Origin of the sequence: Paraburkholderia sp. LEh10 (assembly GCF_017814945.1) — a bacterium.
Lineage (GTDB): Bacteria > Pseudomonadota > Gammaproteobacteria > Burkholderiales > Burkholderiaceae > Paraburkholderia.
The window spans coordinates 1-25,122 of sequence record NZ_JAGIPX010000095.1 but is presented as its reverse complement, the minus strand read 5'-3'; the positions used below and the strand labels follow the sequence as shown (position 1 = coordinate 25,122).

Here is a 25,122-nt window from a genome sequence, read left to right as displayed (position 1 = left end):
GACTCAACACTCAACGGAGGTTAGATCGCATCAAATCGCTGGCTGCAAATCCGTCCGTCGAACCGGGTCAACCTCAGTTGTCCTCACAGGAGGTCAAAGGTCTGCACCTTTTTATCGGCAAAGGCCAATGCGCAACATGCCATAGCGGCCCACTCCTGACCGACCAAGCGTTCCATAATACGGGCATTGTGCCCAGAGACATGGCACACCTTGACCATGGCCGCGCGCCGGCAACGGCCAGGGTCCAATCGGACGAATTCAACTGCCTCGGTCGCTACAGTGATGCGACTGCGCAAGCGTGTCAGGAACTGAGCTTTCTGGTGACCGACGACCCACGCATGGAGGGAGCCTTTAAGACCCCGTGTCACGGATCGGCGTATTAGAGCCATTTCATGATCGGCGTAATCGAGCCACCGGATGATCGCCGTAATCGAGCCAGTGCGTGATCGGCGCAATGGAGCCACTCGATGATCGGCGTATTGGAGCCATCTCAGGATCGGCGTAATCGGGCCACTTGACAGGCTCGTGGTTATGTCGGGCTGCAGCCCGAAACGCATTTCGAACTTCCGTAACCCGGTACCTTCGGCGTCTTTGCCCGGAGGGTCGATGAGTAGAAGGAGTTTCGAAATGTTTGAATATCGACAAGTCCTGGCGCGCATGCGTCAGGGCGATTCCGACCGCGACATTGCCGGCGCCCGCCTAATGGGACGCAGCAAGCTCAAGACTGTACGGCAGGTCGCGCTCGCTCGTGGCTGGCTCGATCCCGGGCGGCCGTTGCCGGATGACGCGGAGCTGGCCGGTATCTTCGGGCGCGACCCGAAGGTGGCGCGCAGCTGCATTTCCTCCCTTGAACCGTTTCGCGACGTCGTGCGCGGCTGGTTCGACGCCGGCGTACAGGGTACGACGATCTTCAGCGCGCTCGAACGCAACCACGGTTATACCGGCAGCTATTCGGCCGTGCGCCGCTTCCTGCTGCATCTGAAGGCCGAGCGCGGTGTCAGGGCGACGACAATTCTCGATTTTGCCCCGACCGAAGCCGCTCAGGTCGACTTCGGCGCCGGGCCCGTACTGACGCACGAGTCCGGCACTGCGCTCAAGACGTGGATCTTCGTGATGACCCTGTGCTGGTCCCGGCACCAGTATGCCGAGCTCGTGCTGGATCAAACCGTCGAAACGTGGCTGGCCTGCCACCGGCGTGCGTTCGAATGGTTCGGGGGCTGTCCTGGCCGTGTGACCATCGATAACGCCAAATGCGCGATCATCAGGCACTCCATGCACAGCCCCGAGGTTCAACGCTCGTACGCCTCGCTGGCCGAGGCATACGGTTTCCGGATCGACGCATGCCCGCCCCGTGATCCCCAGAAGAAGGGAGTCGTTGAATCGGGAGTCAAATATGTAAAGCGCTCCTTCGTGCCGCTGCGCGAATTCCGTGATCTGGCCGATGCGAACCGGCAACTGCGCGAGTGGGTGATGCAGCAGGCAGGCACGCGCGAGCACGGCACGACGCGTGAACAGCCGCTGGCGCGATTCGCAATCGAGAAACCGCTACTCACAGGACTGCCCGATGTGCCGCCGGTACTCGCCGTGTGGAGCGAGGTCAAGGTGCACACCGACGGGCACGTCGTCTACAAGAACGTGCTGTACTCGGTGCCGTTCACGCTGATCGGCAAGCAGTTGTGGCTGAAGGCGACCGATACCGTCGTGCAGGTGTTCCACCGCCATGAACTCGTCGCGACCCATGCCCGCAAGCGCAAGCCAGGCGATCGCTCTACCGTGCGCGACCATCAGCCACCCGAAGCACAGGCGTGGCTCGAGCACGATCCCCAATGGTGCCTGGCCCGCGCAAAGGAGATTGGCCCGGCCTGCCACGCCGTGATCCTCGCGCTGTTCAACGACAAGGTACTGGTGAATCTGCGCGGCGCACAGGGCATCGTGCGCCTGCGCGAGAAGGTCGGCGATCACCGCCTGAATGCTGCATGCGAACGCGCACTCGCGTACGCGAGCCCGAAGTACCGCACCGTCAAGACCATTCTCGACAAGGGGCTGGAGAGCCAGCCCGCGGCTGCGCCGGCCCAGACGCCGGCACCTGCCAGCACCTATCTGAACGGCGGCCGCTTCGGCCGCGACCTCCAGTCCATTCTGCTCCATTGAACTTCCATGAATCCAAGTCCAGAACTGAACACGATCCTCAAGCAACTGCGCCTGTCGGGCATTCTCGACTCGCTCGAACAGCGCAACCGTCAGGCCATCGACGGGCAGCTTGCCTACACCGAGTTCCTTGCCATGCTGCTGCACGACGAGGTCGCACGGCGCGACCAGAAAAAGCTGGGGGTGCGACTCGCCCGCGCCGGCTTTGCGCTGGGCAAGACACTCGAAACCTTCGACTTCGATCGCTTGCCGAAACTCAATCGCGCCCACATCCATGATCTCGCCACGGGCCGTTACATCGACGAGAAGGTCTGCGTTTTACTGGCTGGCCAAACAGGCGTCGGCAAGTCTCACCTGGCGCAGGCTCTGGGCCACTGCGCCGCCCGCCAGGGGCGTGACGTGCTGTTCATCACGCAAACGGACTTACTCAAGAAACTGCACGCGGCCCGCGCCACGGGCGTCTACGAACGAAAGTTCCAGCAGTTCGTGCGCGTGCCGCTCATGATTGTCGATGACTTCGCGCTCAAACCCCTTCGTGCACCTCACGACGAAGACTTCCATGATCTGGTTGCCGCGAGGTACGAGCGAGCGGCAATGGTCATCACGTCAAATCTCGATCTGAGCGAATGGGGCGATGCATTCCCCGACAACCGTATCCTCGGCGCCGCCACGCTTGACCGGCTACGCCACGGTGCCTACCGCATTGTGATCGAGGGAGAGAGCTTCCGTAAGCCAAAACCGATGCCTGAAAACAGCGAAAACACGGTTGCAAAATCAGGCAAAAAACCGCATTCTTGAGACCCTTCGAAATCGCGTTTCGAGGCCATTCTGAGTGGCCTCATTACGCCGACCATCCCTGGCTCGATTACGCCGATCCGTGACACCCCGAGCTTGCGCAATGTTGCGTTGAGAGCGCCATACATGCACTCAGGCCAGATGGCGACCCTTGATGACGTTGTCGCGCATTACGTACGCGCACCTGCAGCCGCGGTTGGACAGTCAGAACTGTCCCAAAGGGGCACGTCGCACAGTGGGCGCATGCCAATCCAGATGACCGACGACGAGATGCAGGATGTCGTTGCGTTTCTGCACGCACTTTCTGGGCCAATAGTCGAGCGAACATCCCGTTAGCTGTGTTCGATTGTTCGAATCCGGTGAGAACAGCGTTGACGTCGTATCGCGGGCGGCTCCTCAAAGCGGTCCGACAATCGCACAGCCCGACACCGAACGAGCAAAAGCGATTCATCGATTAAAGATGCCACCATAAGGGTGCATGGCTGCGCATAGAAGCATTGCCTGGTGCTGACGGTCACGGCCCATGCATCTCCGCGGTGCAACCGGGTACGTGTGTGACAGGATTCATGGAACTGTCAGTACAAGGGAGATTTAACGGAACAGGACAGCTAGGCCCGATGCGCACCAGTGACGGAAGGCTGTCGCCCTACCATAGTTGACCTGGTATCCGACCGCGACAACTGCCCGATGACTCAGCAGGCATTTGCAGCGGTCGGACGCCCTAACGTCTTTTGCAGCCTCAATGTCGCCGGTCACGCCCGCTTGCCGGAGTAGCTTGGCTGCCTGTTCGAGACTCATATCGAACAGATGGGCCACCTGATGGAATTCGAACCAGGCTGTGCTCTCGTCGAGCCTTCCATCGATTTTCCTGCTGCTCGATGTACAAACGTACGTTACGGACTTCATCGTGCACGCACCTCCTAGTCGTCGCATCATCAGCAGAATCGTTCGGCACGCTGTTATCGAATCGTTCTTCGTTTGACCGCACCTCTATTCAACAGCACCCGCGTATCCCTCGGATAGAACAAATCCGCCATGAAAGGCAACTGCGCCGCCAACCCGCTGGATGTCACGCGGTAATTCGGCCGCCACGGACAAGTCCAACTGTCGTTACGCACTGGTCGTTCTGTGTGGCGCGCGCCATGTCCGCCACTTCGTCCTCTGCTACTCGAAATGGTTGCTCGGCTTCGGCATCGAACCCGTCGGTAAGTCGCGACCCATCGACGCGGGTTCGCCTCGTTTCCAGGAAACGAGGGTGTGCGTGGCCACAGAATGAAAACGCCGCGTCTCTCGGGGCGCTTCCGTTTCAAGCTTTCGACTTGCTCTTGGGTCGCTGCCTGGTCATTTGAGGGCTTTTCTCGCCCTGCGCCTTCCCGGCAGCCTTCGCCGGCGAGGCTACCTTCTTCTTGCCCGACATCTCGGCTTCAGCCCCGTGAGCAGGCGAGGCCTTTCTGGGCGTTGGCATGGTGTACTCCCTGTGTCTCGTGCCGTTATGGCACTTGCCACAATAGGTGGCGTGCTGGCGAGAATCAAGGGTCGAAACCAATATGACCTGTAGACGCTCGACGCGAAATCTCTCGAGTCTTGAGAAGACGCCCTGCGGGGCGCGCTCGTACCGTTGTCACTTCGAGACTATGGCCGCAGAAAGTCACATGGAGCAGCGACTCTCCGCGTGGCCCATTTCCAGGAGGGCAGAGGCGCGTGGGCTGCTACCATCCGCCGTCTGCTCCCGTTCTTTTGCGTTCCTTAACCGCTGCGTTCAACCGGCACGCCACCGCTCTCACAGCGGAAGCGGCGTGGCTAACGGCATCGCCTCTCGCCTGGCGAAACTGCCGTCGACGAAGTACAGTCCCCGGTTTACGCCACCCGCAGAGTGTGCAAGTATCCCTCGCAGCGCATAGCACGGATACGCTTGCTCTCTTGCGAGGTTCATCATGGACTTGAGGTTCTGGAAGACCGAGAAGCGCCACGAGGAGGTGCACAACTGGCCCACCGGTACGCACGAATCGATACGGCAACTCGTGGACATGTACCAGGGCGATGGAGCACCGCCGTTCACGAGCTGGGCAGCGCCCGGCATCACGTTTACATCCGACGTCGAACAAACCGCCCGAACCGGTGTCAACGGCTATCAGCTTGCACTTTGGTTCTGGCTGTTTGCTGAGAAGCACGGCACCATCGCGGCGAGGATGGCACGCGAATCGTTCTGCCTGCTTGCCGATGCGGCGCAGCCAACATCGGGAGACACGATTGATGCGCTCCTCGACTTCGAAAACCGCCTGGCGCATTCTGTTGAGGCAATTTCCGCTGAACAGCGCACCTTTAGACAGGAGGGGCTGTCCGTGGAACTGCCGACGGAATTCTTCCTGGCCACAGGCACCCTCAGGCTCACGCCCGACTCGCCTTACGTCGGGAATCAGGATGCTAGCCTGCAAGGCAATGACTACAAGTTGGCAGACTGCTTTCGCCATGCCACAGAGAAAGCGCTGGCTGTTTTCCGACCAATGATACAGGCGGTCGAATTTGACGCGAAATTGTTACCCAACTGGAAATGGAGCGCCCTGCCTGGCGCAGCCGAGCGACACCTGCAACGCCGATACAGCAATCCACTCTTCCCCCTGCACCGTCAGTTGGTGACAGCCCACGACGTCCATGAAGCGCGTCTTGCCGACAACCAGGCCCTCCAGGACATCCGCAACGAATTCACTGAGGTTCGTCACACATTCTCCCAGACGCAGGAGTTGCCGTTGAACTGGCAACCATTCCTCCAAGGTTATCGTGACCACGTGGACAGACTTGATGAGCGTCGCCTTGCAGCAGGTGGTCAGAACACGTCGCTCGGTGACGCGATAGCGGCACTGCGAGCCGACATCCTGGCGACGTGGCGCTCCGAGATTCAGAAGAACCGACATAGCCTCGCGACACTCGAGCAGGACGAAGCGCGAAAGGCCGAACGACGTGCGCTTCTGTACGGATGCGACTGGACCGCTCAGCTATTGAGTCACGGCTCTCTGATACCACCGGAGGAAGTTGTTCCCGCCCTGCTAAGCGAATCGCCTGCTGACCTTGAGAAGGCGGTTATCGGCTTGCAGGCAGAGCCGCGCCTGCATGAGACGCTAGCACACTGCAAGGCCGCGGCACATCGACTCGTGAGTGAACTCCGCGCCGCAGGTCACAACTCCCCTGATATGAGCGACAAGCTTCGCATCCTGGACGACCCGCCGGGGCAGATGCCGGCCTGACGCTTCTCATTGGCGCACGGTATTCGACTGGCTCCCCTGCGGGACTCAGACAGTTTCGCAAAACACCTTGCTCGGGAGGCCTGGTTAAGAACGAATCGGTGCCGCTCGCGCTGCGAGAATTTCACTGCGCCAGATGCGGATGTAGTTGCGAAAGTCGGTCGTATTCTCTAACCAGAACGGCTGTTAGCCGCTCCGGTACGTGGGCTAGGGCTTGCTGAAGAAGTGAAAGCGGAATGCCCCAGAGCGCTTCTCCAATAGCGCCTGCCACGGCGCAAATGGTGTCAGTGTCACCGCCATGGAAAAGGCATTCTCGCATCAACGATTCGAAGCTATTGGCATTTCTGAGACAAGACAGCACATCCTCGAGAGTCTCGTCTGCCCGAATTCGTGGAAGGTATTCTCTGTGTGCCACCTCAACATCGTGCGCGGACGTTCCGGACGCTTCGATGGTGGAGCAGACGGCTTCATGCCCTTCGCCCAGAATCGCGGCCCAAAGCGCGCTTACGTAGGTGTCTACGGCCTTCAGGGCAATCGGATGATTATGGGTAACTTCGGTAGCGGCGCGCGCCTGTGCGAGTGCGTGGTCAAGACTATCCGAAAGAGCGACAGTCGGCGACACCCGCATGAGCGCACCGTTACCAAAGCTCCCATACGGCTGCGGACCAGGTTCGAAAAGCCAGCGCCGGAATGCGCCACCATAACCCGCATTGGGGTATGCGCGCCCCCAGACCTGCAGGCTTTGCGCGAAAGATACATCGTTCAGCACTGCCTCTGCAATTGCGACGGTGCAAACGGAATCATCCGTCACAGTGCTACCAGGGCCGAAAAGGTCTTCTTCCCGAGTCAAAGCGCGACTGCCTTCGTACGAAGAGCCCGATACATCGCCAACAACTGCCCCACGCATTTCTTTCCCCCTCAAGCAATCGACTACCTACCGCCGACGCGCAATTCAAGAATAATCCCGCCCACAGCGGTGTGTGGAAATCATGCTGCGCGACTCGCGGGTGCGTCCGGTGTCGAACTCGTGCGTCGCGCGTTCGGGGGGCCTGGAATGCCTGTTCGGCCCGTCGTGGGATTCACGTCGGCTTTGCCTGGCGAACCCGTGCTCGCCGTTCACCGGCCGCCAGTGGAACGACGTCGTGGCCCAATCCCAACAGTTTGTACGCTTGCCGACCCTGCGGCGTTCTCATTCGCGCGCTTTTTTTGTAGATGATGTAAAAGAAAGGCAAGCAAACGGACCCTCACGCCCATGTCCACTGCGCACATCGCTTTTGCAAAGGACGTCACCGGCAAGATAGCGGCAGCCAGCGCATTTTTTGTCAGCCAGCGGTCGGAGTACTTTTGCGTTGCCTGTAAGAAGCCCCTGCAACGAATCAGTGGCTCGGTGTTTCCTTACTTCATCCACGCATCGGGTGTGCGATGCCGCCTGTCGGCACATCACGCAATGCGTGCCGCCGCACAGAGCGTTCTCGAAGACGCCCGGTTCATGCGGGTGCCAGCTCCCTCGTCGCCGCGCGTCGACAAGCAGGAGGTGACAGGCCTACCCAGAGCGCGCTTAACCGGCATCCTTCTTTTCTGGGGCTTCTCCGCTTCTGACGTCAAGGTCGCGAGCGTCCCGGTCGACTTTCTTGCGTCCGACTCCCAGTTCGGTCAGGTCGCCATTCGCCTGGTTGTGCCCGGACTCACGTCTGTCGACACCAAAAGCGGGAAGATGCCTCCCGACGTGCCGATGCTGCAGGTCAGCCTGCCTGCACCCGGCGAGGTTCGCGGATTCGCGGACCTTAGACAGGCGCTGCTTCACGACATCAACAACAAGGCATGGCTGATTGCACCCAGCGCAAGGGCCAGCGACCGTGGCGACTCGCGTGTCGTTGCCAGTCCCGGGCCGCAGGACGTCGACGAGTCGAAGCCGTGGCACCGCGCAGTCTCTTTCACCAACAGTGCGGTTTATCGCCAGCTCGCGGCTACACAGAAACTTCAAGTGCTTGAGCGACTGATGCAGCTTCCATGCGACAGATGGCCGCCCGAAGTCGACATTGAGGTGAAAAACGGGGAAGTTTTCGGCGTCGACCGGAGAATCTGGGAGGCGGACGTTCTCGCGCGGTTCATCCTGCACGCGACGCCGCGCACTGCGAGTAGTGACTTTACCGCGCCAGAGGTGCTCGGCTGGGTGGAATCGCGCTATGACGTCACCCCTGCCTTCCCGGGAGCCACCCTGGTCGCGACGAAGGCGTATCTTTCGGAACTCGTCGCGCGCGGCATCCTGGGCTATCGCGATGCGCGCAGGGACCTGTACGTGGTGTTGCGTAAGCACACGGACTTTGAGGAAAGTCTTGTGTGGTCGACGCATGCGAACCTGTCGGCCAGTCAGTTGCGTGTACTCGCCACCCGGCGGGGTTGCAGATTCCGGTGGACATGGTACAAGTGCTGCTCGACTCATTCGACGACGGTCACCCCGTCGGCACCGTGACCGAGTTCGTGGCTGTTATCTCGCGGCTGTTGCGCGCGTCGCCGAGACTGGTGACTGCACTTTTGATGGACGCTCACCTCGTGGTCGAGGCTGGTTCCAATATTACCGACACGGACCAGCAAAGCCTGTTCTAACCGCGTGATGCGCATCCATCACGTTCTGCTGCTGCAGCGTAGACCGATTCCGCCGCGCCCGCAGCGTCCGTCTTTTAAGTCGTAAAGGGCAGTTAATTGGCTCTGCCAGCGCGACAAGCTTCTCGGCCCAGGGAGCGTCGCTATAGCCTCCAAAATTGCGAGATGGTTTCAGCGCCCACCAAGGCGGCCCCCAAGCGGGAAAAGGCCCTACGAACGCAAATGCTCCGCCGCATGGCCCGCAAAACCGAAATCCTCGCATCATGTTTGTGCTACTGGGAACTGCACAATTCAACGATAGCGCGACTGCGTCAGCTTGGCGACCACAGCACACGCTGCCCCAGCGGCGCGGCAGACCTGGCGCTGCGCGTCACCATGCTCTGGACCAGGTTCTTGAATTCAACCAATTCATCGAGAGCAATCTGACCGATGGCCTCGAGTACGTTGACTGCCTCCCCACGAGCTCGTCTTGCGTCTCACAGGCCGAACACAGCCCGCCCCGACCCTGGAATGCAGCCGGCCGCCACACCACGGTTGCATCCGACCAGCCGAGTCGCCCGTATATGCAGGAAACGCAGCGCTATCGGGCTGTGCGATTAGAGACACTCTTCTCGTTGAGCCATTCGAGCAACGGCCGTGTCATTTAGGGCAGCGGTCCGCGACTAACGCGTATTCCTATGATATTCACGCCGCAAGCGTCCGCGTTTCCGGAGTGAATCTACCGTTTGTGCACCGCCGCTACGCAACCGGTCCGTCGATAGCGGCACATGGAGTCTCGACGCGACCTGGGTGTGTCGAACTTCAAGGAGGCAAATCATGAAGTATCTGAGATTGAAAACCGTCCTGACCTGCGGCATCGTCGCTTCAATCTGCGCGTCGGGCGCCGCATTTGCAATGGGTGGCGGCAACGGCAATGGTGGGAGTGGCGGAGGCAACGCGCATGGCGCGGCGACTGCCGGCATGACCTACCACGGGGACCCTGTCTCGATCCCGCTGGCTGCGATGTACGGCGAAATGAAAAACAGCACCTCCGGGTATGGCGGCGTATCCGATAGCACCGGAGCAAGTGGTAGCTTAACCCCCTCGGGATTGGCTACCTGTGGTCATTTGCCACGATGCAACGCCGACAGCGGCCACTAAACAAACGAGTCAAAAAAACGGTGGGGCTTTCGCGGAATCGACTTGCCTCACCGCGGCACCTGTGCCCAGCCTTTCAAGCAGACCGTGACAGCCGCGTTTCTGCCAGAGAAACACGGTCATTGGAACGCAGAAGCTCACGGAAAACATACCCGGCGACCGCTTTGTAGGTGGGTTCCCCAATCTGTTCCACAGAGACACCCTCGACCCCGATGTTATGTGCGGAACACTGCTGCTCAATCACAGCGCGGCCACGTTCCAGTGGTTCCAGACCTTTCCGCAGTCGACCGGCCAACGACGGGGACGCAGCCGGCTCCGTGGTCTGCGGACACGTACGCGCATAAGTAGTGCGCAAGAAGAGTCCTAGCCGAAAGGCTGCAAGCAAAAAACCCGACTCGCTGGAGTCGGGTTTGAGGAAAGGCGTCTGTTACTGGTTCGCGGGCGCGGCGAGCGCGTCGTCAATCCAGCGGTCGAGCGTCGGTCCGCTGCGGATGTACTGGTTGTCCGCTGTCGCTACATGCAGTCCAGCATCATGCTTGATTGGCTGACCGTAGCCGCCGTTCTCGCGCAACCATGCCGCGACTGCTTTGGGGTCGTCGGACGCGAATCGGCACTTTGGAAACATGAAATGCTCTTCGATGACGCGGAACTTGCCCTCCGGTGTTGGAGCGTGACGTTTCAGGGTTGGAAACATGAGATTCTCCTTGTTTCCTGGCCTTTGATGGCCTGATTCAAGTATAGGCGTGCCTCTTCCGGCCGCGCGCCTGCAAACTCGGCAGTCAGACACATGAAAAAACCCGACTGCCCTCGTAGCCGGGCCAGTACGACTCCGGAGGGGTGCTCCTGGCTGATACCGAGCATCGAAGCCGTCACCGCTTCAGCGACCTTTCCCACAGAAGCCCAGGGTCATGACGTCAACAATCGCGATGTATGGCACTCTGAAAGCCCGTTGTTCCCGATAAGTTCGTTACCCGGTTGGCTGTTCTCCGTGTCTGTCCCAAGTCCGCGTGCGTGGCTCCGTTGCTGAAAGCGGCCTCACTTCGCCGGCCCGAGTCTCTGCGCAGCGTCCGGCGGCGGCGCATCGCACGCGAAACTCTGGGCGGTCAGCGAGTCGGCATACACGGTCCAGCCGGCCACATCGGTCGCGCGCACGCGGATGGGCCGTTCGACCGTCGGCCGGTCGCCGCGGCGGTAGAGACACGGTGGCGCGTAGTCAAAATCGAGGAAGCCGTACTGGTCCGCGAGCGGCGTGCCCGGGACGGTGAAGACGGTGTCGTGCGCGTCGCCCGGCAGGTGGTCAACGCGGAGCACCACCGACTTGCTGGCCGAGAAGCCCACCCCGAAGAACTCGACCCTGTCGGTGACGTCATGGCCCGGCGCCGTGCCGAAGTATTCCCGCGCGTACAGTTTGGCGCCCGGTGGTGGGTGTGGGCTCGCGCAGGCTGCGCAAAGCGCCGACAGCAGGAACGCGGTACCGGCCGCGCGCAATCTCCGAACGATGGTCATGTGTCAGGAAGCCGACGTCGGCAATAGCGAGCCGGATACCGTCAGTTCATTCTAGCCCCGTCCTCTCGTGCAGCAGCTCTAGCGTCCGCAGGATAGAGGGGTGTGGCTGTCGATGCTGGCCTCAAAAACGAAAGCAGCATCTCAACCTGCATCGCGGATACTGCCTCGATGACAGACGGCTCCGAGTAGTCGCGCCCGACGAACGCTTTTAGGGTGAACCGGTTCGACACCACGTAATAGCCCATTGCGACCAAGGTCACGTAGAAATCCAGCGCATCCACATCGGCTCGGAATTCGCCGGCAGCTGCGCCACGCGCCAAGGTTGCGTTCAATAAGCTAATCACCGGCGAAATGGCCTCTCGCAGTTTCGGCGAGCGCTCGAGATATTGCCCTCCGTGCAGATTTTCGTTGTTGATGAGATTCAGCCACTGGGGGTTTGCCCTCAGGTAATCCCATATGGAGAGTGCGAGCGCCCGAATCGCGTCTGCGGGTTGCAGCCCCGACAGGTCCAGGCTCACCTCATGATTCGCGAACTCCACGTACATGGCCTCGAGAACGGCGACGTACAGCCCTTCCTTGCTTTGGAAGTAGTAATAGAGCATCCGCTCGTTCGTGCTGGCCGTGGCGCAAATTGCATCGACGCGCGCCCCGGCGAGCCCGTGCGTTGCGAATTGTTGCTTCGCGGCTTCCAGAATGCGCCGGCGCGTGCCCTCGGGGTCTCTTTTCACTTTGGGTTCGTTCATTGTCGGCGCTCCATCTTTGCAGTGGAAAGCTTAGGTGACGCAGCCATTATGCGCGTCTGCGCCGGGCTGTAAAATGCCGCTTTCCCGGAGAGAGTAGAGTATGACGACTCGGCGGTGCTGGGCCGGTTGCACGAGATTGCTTCGCTTCCGGCGGCTGACTTCTTCGGCGCGCTTGGTGACCTGGCAGCAGGCCTGCCTACGCAGGCTGACCCATCAGACGTCCTGTCACGCTGCAATCCGCTGCCGGGCGCGTTGGCAACACCGGCGGCGCGGGTCCCGGACGGGAGGTGGTGGCAGCGACCACGCTCAATGGCGAAAAGGTCATGTCGTCCGACGGCGAACACGTGGGCAAGATTGCCGACCTCATGGTGGACGTGCGAAGTGGACGGATTGCCTATGCAGTCGTCTCGACCGGGGGATTCCTCGGCCTTGGTCATACGCTGCACGGCATCCCGTGGAGCGCACTGACACTGGATGCAATCGACCGGTGTTTCGTCGTGGACATCCCGGCCCAGCGACTCAAGGATGAGCCCGGGGTCGACAAGGACCACTGGCCTTCGATGGCGGATGAAAAGTGGGGCAACCAGGTCCATCACTATTACAACCGCGAACCCTACTGGACCGCTACCCGTGACATCAGCGAAGGACGCGAGACCAACATCTAGAAATCCAACTTCCCTCGCCCGCATCACACCCCGCTCACGGCACCTTGGCGTCGAGTTCCGGACGCATGACCACGCATTCCCGCGCTGTCGGCTCATTGCGGGCGACGACGAAGACGGCGGGGGTCGGGCTGCGGTTGACGGCGACATGGACCACGCCCGCCGGGGTGAAGATGTAATCACCGGGGCGTACCACCTGCCGGTCTTCCAGTTCCTCGCCCGTATAGAACTCGATTTCGTCGCCGCTTAGCATGTAATGAGCGGTGTCATGGTGTTCGTGAATGTGAGCGCTGGTTCTGCCCCCGGGCGGCACGGACACCACGCCCAGGTAAAGAACCTCGGAGCCCACCGTTTCCTTGCTGATACCGGGCGCATGCACGGAGCCCTGCTGGGACATGTAGCTGGCACCACCACGAACAACACGACCCACTTTCGCCCTCGGTGAGGTTGTTTCCATTGCACACCTCCGGTCATCAACTCGCGTATCCGTCCCGCCCATGGCAATCACTATAGGCGACGGAAGAAAGGGTAAGGCCGGGATTTCAGCTCTCAGCTTCCTGGACGCTTCAGTCGCTGAGCGGCGTCCGGCGGCGGCGAATCGCACGCGAAACTGTGGGCGTTGAGCAACGCGGATGGTCCGCTCGACCGTCGGCCGGTCGCCGCGGCAATAGAGACACGGTGGCGAGTAGCTGAAATCGAGGACCGCCACGGCCCGTGTTGTTATTTGGCGAGCTGACAGGTCTTGGAACCAAAGCCAAGCGTCATGCTCTTTTTCACCTTGGGTATGGCGGCCATGGGTTCGTCCAGTTTTCGGTCCAGATAGGTGACGACGACGGAGCGGCCATGGAACACAATCGACCGCGGCACGATGCGGTCGCCAAGGAAGACCGCGTTGGTCTTACTGCAGTCACTGAATGCCACCGCTACATAGTTGAAGATGCCGCTACCGCCTGGTTCGTCGACCAGGAATACCGCGGCAGCAGGCTTCGAGTCAAGCCGGCCACCGACGGGCTTGCCTAACACACGCGTCACGTGCTGCGTCGCCGAGCCAGGTGCGGCCGGTACCGCTCGCTCGCCGTTCGACAATTTCACGTCTTCATTGTCGATGCGGAAGGTCGCGTTCCTGTAGTCGACATCAACAGTTCCAGCCAGAGCGCCGACGGTTACCAAAGCGAGGCAGGTCGCGATTGCGGTGGCGGTCAACTTCTTCGTCATGATTCATACGCTCTTCGTTAAAAAAACGTCTGCCGCGTTATCGCGAAGTTTGACCGTTCTGAAGTTGTTGTTCTTCGGGCCGCCCCGTGCTCAGACGCCGACGGTATGCTGATAGAACCAGTCGTTGAACGCGTCGAAGCCCTGCACGGTCAGCCCGAGCCGGTGTGCATTCTCGCAGGCCCGCACCAGCATCCAGCACGCGGCCTCCTCGAGGTCGGCCTCGAAGTCCGGCGCATCGGCCTTGTCAAAGTGCCGCAGTGCGTTGGCTACACAGTTGTCCGCCTCATTGAACGTCTTGCGGTCCAGCGGCCGGCCGTGCAGCTTCGTGTGCGCCAGGTCGGCCGCATCGAACTTCCAGTCCACGCCGGCCTGTTGCCCCTTGTTCAGCAGCGCTTGGCCCAGTACACGTTCGGCCGCGCTGGCCAGGGTGATGGCCGAAGCAAAGCGATGGCGCTCCAGGAACGCGTCGAGCGCCATCTCCAGCTGCTCGCGCGCGAGGTCGATGCGGTGGCAGGTTTGTGAAGTCATGCTCAGGCTCCCGGAACGCATGCGGAAGTCTCAGTCTATCGCCGCCCGCGTTGCGTTTCCGAGGAAAAATTTGACCGCCATTGGTCGAAGCGCAGCCGAACTTCCCTGGGTCCATCGCCACGATGATGGCGATCGGGCAAAAGTCGCCGCCGTACGCGACATCGACGATAAGCCTGCCAAGATGCGGATGGCCGCCGCTCGTCGGCTCGCCCACGGAGGAGCGTCGCAAGGCGTTCCCAGCCCCGCTTGTCGTTATCCAAACGGCCTTGCGCAGCAACATCAGTTGATACAACCAAAACTGCCAAAAAAAACGTTAATAAAAACTATCGTTTTACCACTAGCATCACGGCACTTACTGCCACCCGCCCGTGTAGGCAGTTTTTGTTAGCATGTCCTTCCTGATTTCGGAGTCACCCGACATGAGAGTCGTTGTCCTCGGAAGTGGAGTCGTTGGCGTTACGAGCGCGTTCTATCTCGCGCGAGCAGGTCACGACGTCGTTGTAATCGACCGGGAACAAGGTCCGGCGCTCGAGACGAGCTTCGCGAACGCCGGGCAGATTTCACCCGGATACGCAGCGCCGTGGGCAGCCCCAGGCGTGCCATTGAAGGCCGTGAAGTGGATGTTCCAGAAACATGCCCCGCTTGCGATTCGCCCCGACGATGACGACAAGCAGTTTCAGTTGCAGTGGATGTGGCAGATGCTGCAAAACTGCACGGCCGAGCGCTATGCGATCAACAAGAACCGCATGGTCCGACTCGCGGAATACAGTCGAGACTGCCTCAAGGCTTTGCGCGCGGAAACGGGCATCCAGTACGAAGGCCGTACGGGCGGCACGCTGCAAGTGTTCCGCACGCAGCAGCAGTTCGAGGGCGCGGCGAAGGACATTGCTGTGCTAAAGGAGGCGAATGTCCCGTACGAATTGCTGTCGGCCAATGAGCTTGCGAAAGCCGAGCCTGCCCTCGCTGCAACGTCGCATAAGTTGACGGGCGGACTGCGCCTGCCCGGCGACGAGACGGGCGACTGCCAGTTGTTCACGACCCGGCTCGCGGCGCTTGCCGAGAAGGCAGGCGTGAACTTCCGTTACAACACGACGGTTGATGGTCTGGTCGTCGAGGGAGGCAAGGTGGTTGGCGTGCGCCATGGCGCCAAGCTGATTCATGCTGACGCGTTCGTCGTCGCATTCGGGTCCTACTCGACCAACTTCCTGTCCGGGCTCGTCAAGATTCCCGTCTACCCCCTCAAGGGATATTCGATCACCGCGCCTATCCTCGACGAGGCGCGCGCTCCCGTCTCAACCGTCCTCGACGAAACCTACAAGATCGCCATCACGCGGTTCGAGAAGCGCATCCGCGTGGGCGGTATGGCCGAGATCGTTGGTTTCGACAAGCGCTTGCGCGAGGCGCGTCGCGAGACGCTCGAAATGTGTGTGAACGACCTGTTCCCAGGCGGCGGCGATACGACTCATGCGACCTTCTGGACTGGACTACGCCCAATGACGCCGGACGGCACTCCAATTGTCGGCCACACCGCTGTGCCTAACCTCTATCTGAATACCGGCCATGGGACGTTGGGCTGGACGATGTCGTGCGGCTCGGCGCAGCTTCTGGCTGACCTCATTTCGGGCCGCAAGCCTGCAATCCAGTTCGATGATCTCAACGTCTTCCGATACGAGAAAGAGGCGCCCGTGCCCGAGGATTTCGCACTTGGCTAGGCGTTAGCCGTTCGACCCATATGCACCTTTGCGGGCGGCCTTCCGACTCGCCGCAGGCTCACGGTCGTCGTTCAAACTCCTTGTGAATTCAGGTCATGCCGCGCCCAATCAAAGCTTCCATCCATCCCGACGCTGTTGCACACAACCTCGATATCGTCCGAAGAAAGGCGTCGAAATCTCGCGTCTGGGCCGTCGTGAAGGCAAACGCATACGGACACGGAATCGAACGCGTCTACAGCGGTCTCGCGGCCGCTGATGGAATCGCGCTGCTCGACCTCGACGAAGCGGTTCGCATTCGGGAACTAGGTTGGAAGAAGCCGGTTCTCCTCCTTGAAGGCGTATTCACAAACGAAGACGTGAAGACGGCCGACGAGTTCGGGCTGACCGTGGCCGTGCACTCCGACGAGCACCGCAAGCTGATCGTTGCCGCCAAGCCCAGGCGTCCGATTGACATCTATCTGAAGATGAACTCGGGAATGAACCGGCTCGGATTCACTCCCGAAAACTATCAAGCAGCGTGGGCGCGCGCATCTGCGTCAGAAGGTATCGGCAACATCACGTTGATGAGCCACTTCGCAAATGCTGACGAAGGCAGTGTCGATTGGCAACTCGAGCAATTCGATAACGCGACGCGCGACATTCCGGGTGAGCGCAGTCTCTCGAACTCGGCAGCCACTCTGTGGCATGCGCAAGCTCATCGCGATTGGGTGCGACCTGGAATCGTTCTATACGGAGCTTCGCCTTCCGGGCAATCGAAGGACATCAGCGACGTTGAACTGCGCGCGTCCATGACATTGCACAGCGAACTCATTGCCGTCCAGACGATGCGCGCCGGCGAGACTGTCGGCTACGCGCGAACCTATCGAGCCGACGGCGAGATGCGAATCGGCGTGGTTGCCTGTGGATACGCAGACGGCTACCCACGCCATGCGCCGACGGGCACACCCATCTGCGTCGATGGCATCATCACGCGCACCGTCGGCCGGGTTTCAATGGACATGCTGACCGTGGACCTGACGCCCTGTCCCAACGCGGGCATCGGTTCGAAGGTCGAGCTGTGGGGCGAACAAGTCAAGATTGATGACGTCGCAGCTTCGTCCGGCACGATTGGATACGAACTGATGTGTGCATTAGCGCGTCGCGTTCCAGTGATGGTGGCCTGACGGCTAGAGACTTCCTGAGGTACGGCGTGGCCTTCTCGAAGCTGATCGGGCCATGTACGACTCAGAGAAGCTCGCACTGTACTTCTTTCGCCACGACGACGGCTGCCAGAGGATGTTTCCGCCTGCACCGACGTTACCCGATATGACCCTGGAGCGTCCGGCTGCGTAGCGTGGAAGGAGCAGTTGCACACACGCCACCGGCTGGCCAGTGTGCTGGGTCGTAAGGCTGACCATACCTCTCGCAATGAGTGCGCTTGTCTGCAGCTATGCCAGGCATCGCAAGCATGGCACCCGTCCACGATGCCATTTCCAGGCTGAAGTAACAACCTGCGCAAAGCCACGTCTCGCGCGACAAGATTAGTTTGCAAGCCACCACTTGCATCGCGAATGACCATCGCAGCGCGCAAACAAGCGCGGTGCGATTCGGACCCTGCCAAACACTCCCGTTGCCCGACTGCGATTCCAGACAGATCGCGAATATGACGTCCGTATGACCCCGCCTCTTCATGACAGAAACATCATCTCGGGATCATGTTGGGGATTCCTCCGCAAGCCAAACTGGCCTCACCCGGCGTCATTCAAGACACCGACTCAAAAGGAGGCTCAACAATGAAAGTTCGACATGCGCTTGGTGTGGGCCTGCTCAGCGCTTTCCTGACCCCGCTGGCGCTTGCAGATAACGGCCCGCCGTATCCCGTGGACATTCCCGCGCGCCAATCCCAGGCTTACGGCGGCACGCCGGACACGACTATCTCGTCGGGTACGCCGCTCAAGTCCAATCCTGCCAGCCGGGGCAAGACACGCGCCGAAGTACGCGAAGAACTCATTCAGGCGTACCGGGATGGCCTTATACCGACAACGGAGGCCGACTACCCGCCGAGCAAGTTCACCATCGAGCGCAACAAGGCGCGCTTTGCCGAGATAGAACGCCACTTCAAGTAAAGCCGCAACACCGCATTGCGTATCGCACCAGCGTTTGGGCAAGCATGCCCTATCCCTTTGACTCATGGAGTCGTATATGAAACCGATCATCACGTTCGCTCTGGCTTCAGCCGTGTTCTTTATTTCTGCCGCTCAAGCGCAGAGCCTGACACGCGCGGAGGTGAAACAGCAACTCATCGACGCGCAGGCCAACGGCTTGCGCTATGTCACGGAGACGTCCTATCCCGATGTCCATCCCGCCTTCGCGCACAAGTTCAAGGTCAAGGCGCAAGCGTCGCCGGGCGGCGATGAAGGCGGCGTGCCTACAGGATCGCAGCAGTCGGGCAATACGTCGCACGGAAATCCGATGCCTTACGGCAACCCGCACTGCGTCGGCCCCGTCACCTACTGCAACATCTACGCGGGTTCGTGATGCCGGACGATGAGCACGGCGGGCCCGCCGGCGTGGCGGCCCAATTTGCCGTGCTCATTCCGTCTGACCCGGTTGAACACATCAATGCGCCGCCCCGGCCGCCGGGGCAAAAGCGCGCCTGAAACTCAACACGAACGCCGTGCGCACACCAGGCTCGCTGGTGACGCTGCACTCGCCATGATGTTCGTCCATGATCGAACTGACGATGGCAAGTCCGAGCCCCGCACCCGATGCCGATTCATGGCGCGCCGGATCGACCCGGTAAAAGCGGTCGAAGATACGCCCCAGATGTTCAGCGGCGATGCCCGGCCCGGTATCGATGACGGCCACTTCCGCAACATCGCCGCGCTCCGTGCACTGCACGACGACCTCACTGCCCGCAGGAGCGTGTGTGATCGCATTCGATATCAGATTACTCAACGCGCGCTGCACCAGAACGCGATTTCCATCGAACTGGGCATCGCCCATCACGCGAATTTCGACGCCTTTGTCACCCGCCAGCGTTTCATAGTAGCCGGCCACCCGCTCTGCCTCTTCGCGTGCGCCGATCCTCACGAAGTTCAGGCAGTGCATGTGATTTTCCGATCTGGCGAGAAACAGCATGTCATCGATCATTCGTGAAAGACGCTGCGTTTCGTCGACGCCCGACTCGATCACCGAACGGTATTCGTGCGCGTCCCGTGGCCTCGACAGCGCCACCTGCTGCTCGGCAAGCAGGTTGGTCAGCGGCGTGCGTATGTCATGCGCGAGATCTGAAGAGAAACGCGACAGCCGCGCAAACGATTCGTCGAGGCGTTGCAGCATCCGGTTGAATGCCTGGTTCAGCGCGAAAATCTCACCGGACATGGTGACGTCCGGCAGCGGCTGAGTCAGCTTGCTGGACGAAATCTGATCGGCCCGCCGCGCGAGCAGCTTCAACGGCCTAAGCCCCAGCTTCGCGAGCGAGTACGCGAACAGCGCGGAGATCAGCGCACCCATCAGCGTCACCAGAAAGACATTGAACGCATAAGTGCGAAGCATAGCCTGCTGGCGGCTGCCGTTGTACTGGACCACGACGAGCACCTCTGCCCTGCGCGACGGGGAACCCGCGAGCGGCACCGACGCGCCCACGTACCGGAACGCGCCGATTTTCCGGTCGAAGCCGCGCGGCGCCGTGATGGCGGTATCGACACGCATCCCTTCGCCCAGATTGAAAGCCTGTGAACGCACGAGTTCGCGTCCGTCGCCGGCATAGATCGCCAGTGCGATATTTTCGTGCGCATGGAACGGATGGAACCACGCGGGACTCAGCGCCGCAACCGCCTCCTCGCCGCTCAGCGCGGCGAGGCGCAAGCGCGCTTCAGCAAGCGTCCCGTCGATCTCCTGAGCCGCATCGCCGTGGATCTCCTGCTTCAGCACCGCATACAGGAACACGCCATTGGCCGTGAGCAGAATGGTGCTGGCAAGCGCGAACAGAACGGCCAGCCGGACGCTCAGCGTGCGCGGCAAGTACCATTGGATCAGCCGGCTCAATCGCGCACCTCCAGAACGTAGCCCATGCCTCGGACCGTGTGGATCAGCTTGACGGGATACAGGTCGTCAATCTTTGCGCGCACACGTCTCACGGCGGAATCGACCACATTGGTATCGCTGTCGAAGTTGATGTCCCACACCTGTGAAGCAATGGTCGAGCGGGGCAGCACTTCGCCCTCGCGCCGCATCAGCAGCCAGAGCAGCGTGAACTCCTTGTTGGTGAGAAGGATCGTGTTGCCCTGGCGCGTCGCCTTGCGCCGCGTCAGGTCCAGTTCGAGATCGGCCACGCGCAGAACCGACGGGTCGCGGCCTTTTCCTCTGCGCAGAATCGTGCGAATGCGCGCGAGCAGCTCGACGAAATCGAACGGCTTGACCACGTAATCGTCGGCGCCCATCTCGAGGCCCTTGATCTTGTCCGTGGTGTCGTCGCGCGCCGTCAACAGCACGACGGGAGTCATGTGCGAGCGCCTCAACGCCGACAGCACCGACCATCCGTCGAGCCCCGGCAGCATCACATCGAGCACGACGAGATCATATGACTCGGTGGTCGCCTGGTGCAGTCCCGTCACGCCATCGCCGACCCAGTCCGTCACAAAACCCGCTTCACTGAGGCCCTTTTGCAGATACGCGCCTGTTTTCGATTCGTCTTCCACAATCAGTATTCTCATTTCGGCTCTTTTCATTTACTTCGTCATGGGGCGTGCATGCATGACGAATTTGTCATTCTGCGGTCATGCACGCGCACGGGGTCATCGTTAGATTAGGCAAACCTGATTCTCCACTCGCAATCGTGGAATCAAAGATTAGATCCAGCGCTTGATCGCTGAAGTAGACATCCGTCCGGCAACGCAGTTCCGCACATGCCGAACAGATACTCACACGGAGTACTCAATGAATCGAACGAAACACATGCTACTGCAAAACATCGCATGGTCCAGCGAATCGGCGCAGCGCGATCCCGCATTCTTCGCTGGCCTCGCGCGCGGACAAAGTCCGAAAGTACTCTGGATCGGGTGTTCCGACAGCCGCGTGCCCGCGGAGATCGTCACGAATTGCACGCCGGGTGAACTGTTCGTCCACCGCAATATAGCCAACCTCTTTTCGACTGCTGACGACAATGCGATGAGCGTGCTCGAGTATGCGGTTCAGGTTCTGAAGGTGGACGACATCATCGTGTGCGGGCACTATGGATGCGGCGGCGTCAGCGCAGCGCTGCAGCCCGTCCCGTCGGATCTGCCGCACGTCGCGCGGCGCATCTCGCCGCTGTGCGTGCTCGCAGGCGCGCATAAGGCGCAACTCGCCCAGTGCGCGAGCGAGGATGACCAGGTCGACCGGCTCGCGGAGCTGAACGTGATCGCGCAGGTCCAGACGATTCGCGCGACGTCGATCGTACGCAACGCGGCCCATTCACCCGCCGTGCACGGCTGGATCTTCGGACTTCACGACGGCCGCATCACGCTGCTCGCACCGGGCGGCCGACACACGACGCATATCGCATCGGGTCAGCGCGTCGCTTCTCTGAACGTGCATCCGCACAGCGCGGAGCCCGTTGCCCGCTGACGCGACGCCGTTCAACGCCTCCATTCCCGCAAGACATCGTCGATCTGCGTATCTTGCAGACACGTCTGGAATTTCTCATGACCTTACGCGAACAGTTTGAATCCTTTCCCCGCGACATGTTTGCCGGCACTGTCGTGTTTCTCGTCGCCCTTCCACTGTGTCTGGGCATCGCCAATGCGTCCGGCGTCGATCCGTTTGCCGGCCTTCTTTCGGGCATCATCGGCGGGCTCATCGTGGCTTTGCTGAGCGGCTCGCATCTGAGCGTCAGCGGCCCGGCGGCCGGGCTGGTGGTGATCGTCGTCGATGGGATAGCGAGGCTAGGCAGCTTTCCTTCGTTTCTGATGGCCGTTCTGCTCGCAGGCGTGATGCAGTTCGGATTCGGCGTGCTCAAGGCCGGCCGCTTCGCCTCGTATGTGCCTTCTTCCGTCATCAAAGGCATGCTGGCGGCGATCGGCGTGTTGCTGATCATCAAGCAGGTGCCGCTCGCGGCGGGCTTCGCCAACAGCGGCGCGAGCGTGTCGAACGCGGCAGCGGGCACCATCGACACGCCGTTCGGGGCGATGTCCATCGCTGCATGCGTGATTGCAATCGTGTCGCTTGGGATTCTCGCGAGTTGGGAAACCAGAGCCGCACGCCGCTTCGCGCTGGTGCGCTACGTGCCCGCGCCGCTCGCGGTCGTCGTGTTCGGCATCGGCGCGACGCTGTTGCTCGATGTCGCCGCCCCCGGCTTCGCGCCGCCGCTCGAACATCGCGTGTCGCTGCCTTCGCTCGCTTCCGCGGCGGCGTTAAATGCGGCGTTCAACTGGCCTGAATTGACGCAGCTGGCCAACCCCGACGTCTGGCGCCTCGCGATAACGCTCGCCATCGTTGCGAGTCTGGAGACGCTGCTCAGTCTCGAAGCCGTCGAGCAGATCGATCCGAAGAAACGCGCGACGCAGCCGGATCGCGAGTTGAAGGCACAAGGCATCGGCAACATGCTGGCGGGCGCGATCGGCGCGCTGCCGATTACCTCCGTGATCGTGCGCAGTTCGGCGAACGTCGACGCGGGGGCGCATAGCCGCTGGTCCGCGTTCGTGCACGGCGTGCTGCTGCTCGTGAGCGTGTTCGCGCTGACAGCGGTGATCAATCTGATCCCGCTTGCCTGTCTCGCCGCGATTCTGATCTTCACGGGACTGAAGCTTGCCAAGCCGTCGATGTTCGCGGATACGGCGAAGCAGGGTTTCGCGCGTTTCGCCCCGTTCATCGTGACGATTGCCGGCGTGCTGCTGACCGACCTGCTGATGGGAATCCTGATGGGTATCGCATGCAGCATCGCGCTCGCCATTTACGCGCACGTGCAGCGGCCGATCACGATGGCGCAGCATGACAACCACTTCCTGCTGTCGTTCCGCAAGGACGTGTCGTTTCTCGCGAAGGTCAGCCTGAAAGAGCATCTGAAGTCGATTCCCGACCGCGCAACGGTGATCCTGGACGGCAGCCGCGCCGATTGCATCGACCCCGACGTGCGGGATCTGATCGATCAGTTCGTGGCAGCGGCGCCCGCGCGAGGGATACATGTCGAGCTGCGGCAGCTTACGCCCGTCGCGCGGGAAGAGCGCGTCAGGCGTCCGGGCTTCCCGATGCGCGTCGGCAGGCAGTGAGGGGCGCACGCCAGGGTCTCGTGGTCCGATGGTCCCGGCCGGTCGGCTGCATTGATGGTTAGCGTGGCGGGCGGGATCAACGGGCCGACTCATTGCAGCGAGTCTGCTTGCACAACCCTCTCATGGCGCCTGATTCCCAGACGTGCCGTCAGCTTGCCGAGCGTGAGTCCGTTGCAGACCAGGTTGAGAAGCACGAACCCGGCCGCCATCGTCGCGGCAAACTGGCGTGGCCCGTCGGCCAATGCCGCATTGCGGGCGACGCATAGCGCAAGCGTCAGTGTCACGGGTCCGCGCACGCCGCCCCAAGCGATCAGCAGCCGGTGCGCCCGCGGCAGCGGTTTGCAGATGCCGATCCGGCTCAACAGCGGCACACAGAGCGTCAGGACAGCCAGACGGCTCGCGACGGCCGCCGCCAGCGCGAAGCAAAGCGTCAGCGCGTCCAACGCGTCGAGTTGCGTCAACATGCCGGACACATGCGCGGAGGCGAGCAGAAAGACGGCGGCAGCCGCCAGCGCGGCCTGATACTCCCAAAGCTGCTGAAAGAGGCGCAGGTGCGAGGCCGGCCAGCGCGAGCGCAGCAGCCGGCTTGCCATCAGGCCCGCGCACACCACGGCCGCAACGCCGGACATGTGCAACCAGTGCTCGGCCAATGGATAAATCAGATTGGGCAACGCAAGCGACAGCGTGTACGCGGAAAACGGCGCGCTATGAAGCGCTCTCGATACCGCGACGAACAGCGCGCCGACGATGCTCCCCAGCGCGCAGCCGCCTGCTAGCGAAAACAGAAAATGGCCTAACGGATGCTCGATCGCGTCGCTCGAACCCGGAACGACGGAAAGCGCACCGATCAACAATGTGGAAATCGCAATGGCGGCCGCGTCGTTGAAAAGGCTTTCCCCCTCCACCAGCCGGATCAGACGGTCCGGCACGCCGCTGCGCCGGAATAGCGCGATGACCGTGGAAGGGTCCGTGGTGCTGACGATCGCACCCAGCAGAAGACAGACGGTGAGGCTTTGACCGCTGATCAGATGCGCCATGATCCCCACGCTTGCCGCCGCGGCCAGCACTGCGCCGATTGCTAGTACGACTATCGGCGCGAGGTCCGCAAGAAATTCTTTGGTATCGACCTCCATCGCAGCCTGAAAGAGAATCGGCGGCAGGAATATCCATAAGTACGCCTCGGGGGGCAAGGCGGGTGACAGAAACGGCGTGATCGTTGCAGCGGTGAATCGAGGCTCGAAGTGTTCTAGCGCCCAATATGCGATGCCGAACAATACGCCCGCACCTGTGAGCGCAAACGAATCCGGCAGACGCAGCCGCTGCGCGAATGCGTGGCAAAGCGCAATGATCAATAACAGGCCGCCCGCACGGATGGGCAGTTCGAGGGCAAATTCCAAAGGGAGTACTCCGGCAACGTCGATGGGAATAGCGTGGTGGAGTTGGATCGAACGAATGGCGACGAAGATTCTTTAAGCTGATGCAATGTCTAATTGATGAGAATCGCTGTTTAAGCTTGACTTTACTCATACGTCAGAAATATAGCGGACAGATTGGTGCCTAAAAAATGATCGAACAAGGCACGGATCCCGCCCGATTTGTGAAAG

22 protein-coding genes are annotated in these 25,122 nt (G+C 61.0%); 12 read left to right on the top strand and 10 right to left on the bottom strand.

Annotated features, from left to right (window positions below):
* Positions 1-627: 627 nt before the first annotated feature.
* From istA to J8I87_RS39805, 3 genes are all read left to right on the top strand, one after another.
* Positions 628-2,151: an IS21 family transposase gene (gene istA / locus J8I87_RS39815; RefSeq protein ID WP_209937912.1), complete on the top strand. Its 1,524-nt coding sequence runs from the start codon at positions 628-630 to the stop codon at positions 2,149-2,151.
* A gap of 6 nt (positions 2,152-2,157) precedes the next feature.
* Complete coding sequence (gene istB / locus J8I87_RS39810; protein WP_054919419.1) at positions 2,158-2,946, top strand: IS21-like element helper ATPase IstB; 789 nt, start codon at positions 2,158-2,160, stop codon at positions 2,944-2,946.
* A gap of 1,931 nt (positions 2,947-4,877) precedes the next feature.
* Positions 4,878-6,185 carry a tryptophan leader peptide gene (locus tag J8I87_RS39805; RefSeq protein WP_209937911.1) on the top strand — a complete coding sequence of 436 codons (1,308 nt, stop codon included), beginning with the start codon at positions 4,878-4,880 and terminating at the stop codon, positions 6,183-6,185.
* Positions 6,186-6,306: 121 nt separating this feature from the next.
* Here the strand turns inward: J8I87_RS39805 and J8I87_RS39800 are convergent, their stop codons facing one another.
* Positions 6,307-7,089 carry an ADP-ribosylglycohydrolase family protein gene (locus J8I87_RS39800; RefSeq protein WP_209937910.1) on the bottom strand — a complete coding sequence of 261 codons (783 nt, stop codon included), beginning with the start codon at positions 7,087-7,089 and terminating at the stop codon, positions 6,307-6,309.
* A 345-nt stretch (positions 7,090-7,434) separates the two neighbouring features.
* Between J8I87_RS39800 and J8I87_RS39795 the strand changes: the two genes are divergently transcribed.
* Together J8I87_RS39795 and J8I87_RS39790 are read left to right on the top strand one after the other, a co-directional pair.
* Positions 7,435-8,655 (top strand): hypothetical protein, encoded by a 1,221-nt coding sequence (locus J8I87_RS39795; protein WP_209937908.1) that lies wholly within the window; start codon positions 7,435-7,437, stop codon positions 8,653-8,655.
* A gap of 947 nt (positions 8,656-9,602) precedes the next feature.
* Entirely contained in the window at positions 9,603-9,926 is a 324-nt protein-coding gene (locus J8I87_RS39790) for a hypothetical protein (RefSeq protein WP_209937916.1), read from the top strand.
* Positions 9,927-10,350: 424 nt separating this feature from the next.
* On the opposite strand, the gene J8I87_RS39785 is transcribed toward J8I87_RS39790, so the two are convergent.
* From J8I87_RS39785 to J8I87_RS39775, 3 genes are all read right to left on the bottom strand, one after another.
* A complete protein-coding gene (locus tag J8I87_RS39785; RefSeq protein ID WP_209937907.1) occupies positions 10,351-10,617 on the bottom strand; it encodes a hypothetical protein in 267 nt (88 codons plus the stop codon).
* 341 nt (positions 10,618-10,958) lie between these two features.
* Complete coding sequence (locus J8I87_RS39780) at positions 10,959-11,429, bottom strand: hypothetical protein (RefSeq protein ID WP_209937904.1); 471 nt, start codon at positions 11,427-11,429, stop codon at positions 10,959-10,961.
* A gap of 41 nt (positions 11,430-11,470) precedes the next feature.
* A complete protein-coding gene (locus J8I87_RS39775; RefSeq protein WP_209937903.1) occupies positions 11,471-12,172 on the bottom strand; it encodes a TetR/AcrR family transcriptional regulator in 702 nt (233 codons plus the stop codon).
* Positions 12,173-12,384: 212 nt separating this feature from the next.
* Here J8I87_RS39775 and J8I87_RS39770 point away from each other — a divergent pair, with 212 nt between their 5' ends.
* A complete protein-coding gene (locus J8I87_RS39770) occupies positions 12,385-12,837 on the top strand; it encodes a PRC-barrel domain-containing protein (RefSeq protein WP_209937914.1) in 453 nt (150 codons plus the stop codon).
* Positions 12,838-12,871: 34 nt separating this feature from the next.
* Here the strand turns inward: J8I87_RS39770 and J8I87_RS39765 are convergent, their stop codons facing one another.
* The 3 genes from J8I87_RS39765 to J8I87_RS39755 form a co-directional block, all read right to left on the bottom strand.
* Positions 12,872-13,291 (bottom strand): cupin domain-containing protein, encoded by a 420-nt coding sequence (locus J8I87_RS39765; RefSeq protein WP_209937902.1) that lies wholly within the window; start codon positions 13,289-13,291, stop codon positions 12,872-12,874.
* Between the two features lie 263 nt (positions 13,292-13,554).
* Entirely contained in the window at positions 13,555-14,049 is a 495-nt protein-coding gene (locus J8I87_RS39760; RefSeq protein ID WP_209937901.1) for a hypothetical protein, read from the bottom strand.
* A 90-nt stretch (positions 14,050-14,139) separates the two neighbouring features.
* The gene (locus tag J8I87_RS39755) at positions 14,140-14,577 is read right to left on the bottom strand and encodes a hypothetical protein (RefSeq protein WP_209937900.1); all 438 of its coding nucleotides are present in this window, start codon (positions 14,575-14,577) and stop codon (positions 14,140-14,142) included.
* A 419-nt stretch (positions 14,578-14,996) separates the two neighbouring features.
* On the opposite strand from J8I87_RS39755, the gene J8I87_RS39750 reads away from it, so the two are divergent.
* From J8I87_RS39750 to J8I87_RS39735, 4 genes are all read left to right on the top strand, one after another.
* Positions 14,997-16,289 (top strand): D-amino acid dehydrogenase, encoded by a 1,293-nt coding sequence (locus tag J8I87_RS39750; RefSeq protein ID WP_209937899.1) that lies wholly within the window; start codon positions 14,997-14,999, stop codon positions 16,287-16,289.
* A gap of 95 nt (positions 16,290-16,384) precedes the next feature.
* The gene (gene alr / locus J8I87_RS39745; protein WP_209937898.1) at positions 16,385-17,452 is read left to right on the top strand and encodes an alanine racemase; all 1,068 of its coding nucleotides are present in this window, start codon (positions 16,385-16,387) and stop codon (positions 17,450-17,452) included.
* Positions 17,453-18,061: 609 nt separating this feature from the next.
* On the top strand, positions 18,062-18,394 hold the full coding sequence (locus tag J8I87_RS39740) for a DUF4148 domain-containing protein (protein WP_209937896.1): 333 nt from the start codon (positions 18,062-18,064) through the stop codon (positions 18,392-18,394).
* 76 nt (positions 18,395-18,470) lie between these two features.
* Positions 18,471-18,806 (top strand): DUF4148 domain-containing protein, encoded by a 336-nt coding sequence (locus J8I87_RS39735; protein WP_209937895.1) that lies wholly within the window; start codon positions 18,471-18,473, stop codon positions 18,804-18,806.
* Positions 18,807-18,887: 81 nt separating this feature from the next.
* Here J8I87_RS39735 and J8I87_RS39730 read toward each other — a convergent pair whose 3' ends face one another.
* Together J8I87_RS39730 and irlR are read right to left on the bottom strand one after the other, a co-directional pair.
* On the bottom strand, positions 18,888-20,309 hold the full coding sequence (locus J8I87_RS39730) for a heavy metal sensor histidine kinase (RefSeq protein WP_209937913.1): 1,422 nt from the start codon (positions 20,307-20,309) through the stop codon (positions 18,888-18,890).
* Positions 20,310-20,314: 5 nt separating this feature from the next.
* Complete coding sequence (irlR, locus tag J8I87_RS39725) at positions 20,315-20,986, bottom strand: heavy metal response regulator transcription factor IrlR (protein WP_209937894.1); 672 nt, start codon at positions 20,984-20,986, stop codon at positions 20,315-20,317.
* A gap of 223 nt (positions 20,987-21,209) precedes the next feature.
* Between irlR and J8I87_RS39720 the strand changes: the two genes are divergently transcribed.
* Positions 21,210-21,878 carry a carbonic anhydrase gene (locus J8I87_RS39720; protein WP_209937893.1) on the top strand — a complete coding sequence of 223 codons (669 nt, stop codon included), beginning with the start codon at positions 21,210-21,212 and terminating at the stop codon, positions 21,876-21,878.
* A gap of 77 nt (positions 21,879-21,955) precedes the next feature.
* Positions 21,956-23,518 (top strand): SulP family inorganic anion transporter, encoded by a 1,563-nt coding sequence (locus tag J8I87_RS39715; RefSeq protein ID WP_209937892.1) that lies wholly within the window; start codon positions 21,956-21,958, stop codon positions 23,516-23,518.
* A gap of 89 nt (positions 23,519-23,607) precedes the next feature.
* On the opposite strand, the gene J8I87_RS39710 is transcribed toward J8I87_RS39715, so the two are convergent.
* Positions 23,608-24,915: a cation:proton antiporter gene (locus J8I87_RS39710; RefSeq protein WP_209937891.1), complete on the bottom strand. Its 1,308-nt coding sequence runs from the start codon at positions 24,913-24,915 to the stop codon at positions 23,608-23,610.
* Positions 24,916-25,122: the final 207 nt, after the last annotated feature.

Bases quoted from the DNA above. Each gene is read 5' to 3' on its own strand.
- istA (WP_209937912.1), top strand. From the start codon at position 628: ATGTTTGAATATCGACAAGTCCTGGCGCGCATGCGTCAGGGCGATTCC.
- istB (WP_054919419.1), top strand. From the start codon at position 2,158: ATGAATCCAAGTCCAGAACTGAACACGATCCTCAAGCAACTGCGCCTG.
- J8I87_RS39805 (WP_209937911.1), top strand. From the start codon at position 4,878: ATGGACTTGAGGTTCTGGAAGACCGAGAAGCGCCACGAGGAGGTGCAC.
- J8I87_RS39800 (WP_209937910.1), bottom strand. From the start codon at position 7,089: ATGCGTGGGGCAGTTGTTGGCGATGTATCGGGCTCTTCGTACGAAGGC.
- J8I87_RS39795 (WP_209937908.1), top strand. From the start codon at position 7,435: ATGTCCACTGCGCACATCGCTTTTGCAAAGGACGTCACCGGCAAGATA.
- J8I87_RS39790 (WP_209937916.1), top strand. From the start codon at position 9,603: ATGAAGTATCTGAGATTGAAAACCGTCCTGACCTGCGGCATCGTCGCT.
- J8I87_RS39785 (WP_209937907.1), bottom strand. From the start codon at position 10,617: ATGTTTCCAACCCTGAAACGTCACGCTCCAACACCGGAGGGCAAGTTC.
- J8I87_RS39780 (WP_209937904.1), bottom strand. From the start codon at position 11,429: ATGACCATCGTTCGGAGATTGCGCGCGGCCGGTACCGCGTTCCTGCTG.
- J8I87_RS39775 (WP_209937903.1), bottom strand. From the start codon at position 12,172: ATGAACGAACCCAAAGTGAAAAGAGACCCCGAGGGCACGCGCCGGCGC.
- J8I87_RS39765 (WP_209937902.1), bottom strand. From the start codon at position 13,291: ATGGAAACAACCTCACCGAGGGCGAAAGTGGGTCGTGTTGTTCGTGGT.
- J8I87_RS39760 (WP_209937901.1), bottom strand. From the start codon at position 14,049: ATGACGAAGAAGTTGACCGCCACCGCAATCGCGACCTGCCTCGCTTTG.
- J8I87_RS39755 (WP_209937900.1), bottom strand. From the start codon at position 14,577: ATGACTTCACAAACCTGCCACCGCATCGACCTCGCGCGCGAGCAGCTG.
- J8I87_RS39750 (WP_209937899.1), top strand. From the start codon at position 14,997: ATGAGAGTCGTTGTCCTCGGAAGTGGAGTCGTTGGCGTTACGAGCGCG.
- alr (WP_209937898.1), top strand. From the start codon at position 16,385: ATGCCGCGCCCAATCAAAGCTTCCATCCATCCCGACGCTGTTGCACAC.
- J8I87_RS39740 (WP_209937896.1), top strand. From the start codon at position 18,062: ATGAAAGTTCGACATGCGCTTGGTGTGGGCCTGCTCAGCGCTTTCCTG.
- J8I87_RS39735 (WP_209937895.1), top strand. From the start codon at position 18,471: ATGAAACCGATCATCACGTTCGCTCTGGCTTCAGCCGTGTTCTTTATT.
- irlR (WP_209937894.1), bottom strand. From the start codon at position 20,986: ATGAGAATACTGATTGTGGAAGACGAATCGAAAACAGGCGCGTATCTG.
- J8I87_RS39720 (WP_209937893.1), top strand. From the start codon at position 21,210: ATGAATCGAACGAAACACATGCTACTGCAAAACATCGCATGGTCCAGC.
- J8I87_RS39715 (WP_209937892.1), top strand. From the start codon at position 21,956: ATGACCTTACGCGAACAGTTTGAATCCTTTCCCCGCGACATGTTTGCC.